Origin of the sequence: Methylobacterium sp., from assembly GCF_028290105.1 — a bacterium.
Lineage (GTDB): Bacteria > Pseudomonadota > Alphaproteobacteria > Rhizobiales > Beijerinckiaceae > Methylobacterium.
Window position 1 is genome coordinate 1 of record NZ_JAQGKL010000090.1, and the last position, 2,833, is coordinate 2,833.

Below are 2,833 nucleotides of genomic sequence, written 5' to 3' on the forward strand. Positions count from 1 at the left end.
GGCGGCCGGATCATCGTGGTGGCGGGCGTGCCCTTCGGGACGCCGGGTGCCACCAACCTGGTGCGCATCGCCTTCGTCACCCGCGAGCACGCTGCCAAGGCCTGAATCCGCAAGACCTGAATCTGCAAGACCCGACTCTGACTTAAACAGCGCCCCCCGCGAAACCGAGGGGCGCTGTTCAGCGGACCACGTCGCGCGTGGACAGGCGCGCGACGGCGTCGATGACGGCCGACGTGGCGACGCTGTGGACCATGTGGCCGATGCCGGGCAGCACCACGAGGCGCGCGCCCGGGATGCGGTCAGCCAGGGGCCTGGCGTGGCGGCTCGCCGGCACGATGGCGTCGCGATCACCGGTGATGATGACGGTCGGCGCGGTGATGTCCCCGTAATGTCGGCTCTGCTCCTGGAGTGCTGCCGGAAGGCCGACCAGATCCTGCACGTTCGCCAGCATGGTCGTGGGCCGCAGCACGAGGGCGGCGCGGCTGGCCTCAAGGTAGCCGGGCGGTGCGTCCTGGGGCTCGAACACGTGTCCGCCGGCTCGGGGCAGGAAATAGAGGCCAACCGGCGTGGCGACGGTCCGGCTCAGCAGCCAGGTGACCGGGGGCCAGAGCGCGAGCCGGTAATACCAGGGAATAGGCCCGATTTCCGGCAGCGGCATCACGGCCGGCGACACCAGCACAAGGCCCGCGACCGCCTCAGGATGATCCAGCGCCAGGGCCGTTGCCAGCGCTCCGGCCCACGAATGACCGAGGACGATAGCCGGACCGACGCCGAGCGACTTCAGCGCCTCCGCGATGGCATCGGCCTGCGCCTTCGGCGTCGCCATCGCGGCACCGGCGAGCCGGTCGCTCCAGCCGAAGCCCGGCCGGTCCAGGGCGATGACCCGGAACCCCGCAGAGGCGAGGTCCGGACCGAGCGCCGCCATCGGGTCGGCTGCGTTGGACGAGGCGCCGTGGAGCAAGACCACCGTTCCCCGCGCCGACGGATTCGGCCCGGCCTGGATCATGCCCAAGCGGCCGCCGGATACGGCGACGAAGGGACCGGCCGGAGGATAGCGCGCCTCGATCCGGGCGGTGATGAGCTGGGTGATGCCGGCGGCGATCAGCGCCAGCCCGACACCGCCGCCCACGAGCGCGGCCAGCACTTTCAGGATGAACATCGGCGCTACAGGTCGCGTCCGTCGACATCCGGTGCCAGACGATCGATCGCCGTCTGCAGGCGGTCCATGCGGGGATAGATGGCGGCGGCTCGCCGGAAGGCCTCCAGCGCCCGTCGCTTGTCCTCCAGCGTCTGATAGATGCGCCCCAGGGCGGCCCAGGCCTCGTAGTGGCGCGGCTCCAGCACGAGGGTCCGCTGCAGGTCTGAGATCGCCGCCGAGGGGTCGGAGAGCATCCAGAACACCGTGGCACGTCGGTTCCAACCTTCCGACCAGCCTGGCTCCAGGGTGGTGGCGCGGTCCATCAACTCCACAGCCAGCGGAAGGTCCTGGATCGACATGGCTTGACGCGCCCGCTCGGTGAGCAGGTCCGCCGTGGCACTTCCCGAGCGACCGAGGCGCTGTTCGATCAGCTTCGAGACCCCCTTCGCCTCGGCGTCGTCGCTCGCCACCTTTAGGCGCGCGAAGAGGTCGTCGAGGCTGAGAGGCAGCTTCTTGGCGCTCTTGTCCGCGTCCGGCGTCGCAGGTTCGGCGATTGCGCCCGGAGCCAGGCAAACGCAGAAAGCCGCGACGAGCGCGGCTTTCAAGCAGAAACGGGTCGAGAGATGTGACGACATGACGAGAGCTTCCTCGCCCGACGCCGTGTCGTCAACGTGCTCGCTTGCCGCGTCCTCACAGAAGCGCGGCGCAGGCCTCAGCCCTGACGAGCCTTGAAGCGCTTCTGCGTCTTGTTGATGATGTAGACGCGGCCCTTGCGACGCACGATCTGGTTGTCGCGGTGACGGCCACGGAGGGACTTGAGGGAGTTACGAATCTTCATCGGTCTCACGTCGGCCGGGCCTTGAGCCCGCCGCCTGTCCATAGGGTCTCGGGGACGAGGCACCTGATGGCGGCCTCGGCGATGTGTCGATGCATCGCGGAAAGGCGGTTGCCTTATCAGGATTCGCGACGACAAGGCAAGGCTTCGCGTGGGGTCTTCGTCGTCGAGCCGCTTATGCCGGCACACGCTTCGCGATAGGTGCCGACGTACTGGGTCCTCTCGCCGGCTCGGTTTCTCCGATGGGGGACGATCCGGAACCGGGACGCAAGCAGGGCGGACCCGTCGCTCGATCAACGCCAAGTCCTAGGGGCTGGCCCCGCTTTCCAACCTCGCACCGCGCTCCCGATCCTTACCGCGAGAACACAAAAGCCGGCCGAACGATCGCTTCGAACGGCAATAAATCGCTTACGAGCCGGTGATGGTGAGTGGAGGCGGGGCGCCGGCGCGAAGTCGTATCGCAATACTTCGAGGGCACAACCGAAAAACAAAAAGCACTTTTGCCCGCGTAGAGATGACGCGTTCGTGAAGTCCCGTGGATGCTTGTGCTAAATCGAGTCGCGCGGCACGACCTCACCAAGGACACCTCCGACGCATCGAATTGACTGCCCACGGGCAGCCATCGGTATGTCTCCGTAAACCCTTTGTCCTTCATATGTCGTCGACGCTGGCGGACGCGGAGATCGAACGGTGACGGCGGAAGCGGAGGAAGCGGCACTCGCGGAGACGATTGCGCGGCGCGAAGAACGCAGCCCGACGAACTGGATCGCGACGATCCGGTTGCGCGATGGGACGGAGATTCCCTGCACCGTGAAGGACGTGTCAAAGTCCGGCGCGAAGATCGGGATCCCCAAGGGGCA

At 67.3% G+C, this 2,833-nt stretch carries 3 protein-coding genes; all 3 read right to left on the reverse strand.

Going from position 1 to position 2,833, the window contains the following annotated elements:
• Positions 1–178: 178 nt before the first annotated feature.
• The 3 genes from JWQ05_RS07210 to ykgO all read right to left on the reverse strand — a co-directional run bounded on the left by JWQ05_RS07210 (position 179) and on the right by ykgO (position 1,976).
• On the reverse strand, positions 179–1,159 hold the full coding sequence (locus JWQ05_RS07210; RefSeq protein WP_299656768.1) for an alpha/beta hydrolase: 981 nt from the start codon (positions 1,157–1,159) through the stop codon (positions 179–181).
• A gap of 5 nt (positions 1,160–1,164) precedes the next feature.
• Positions 1,165–1,773, reverse strand: coding sequence for a tetratricopeptide repeat protein (locus JWQ05_RS07215; protein ID WP_299656771.1), 609 nt, complete (start codon positions 1,771–1,773; stop codon positions 1,165–1,167).
• A 77-nt stretch (positions 1,774–1,850) separates the two neighbouring features.
• Complete coding sequence (gene ykgO, locus JWQ05_RS07220; protein WP_055886195.1) at positions 1,851–1,976, reverse strand: type B 50S ribosomal protein L36; 126 nt, start codon at positions 1,974–1,976, stop codon at positions 1,851–1,853.
• Positions 1,977–2,833 lie beyond the last annotated feature (857 nt).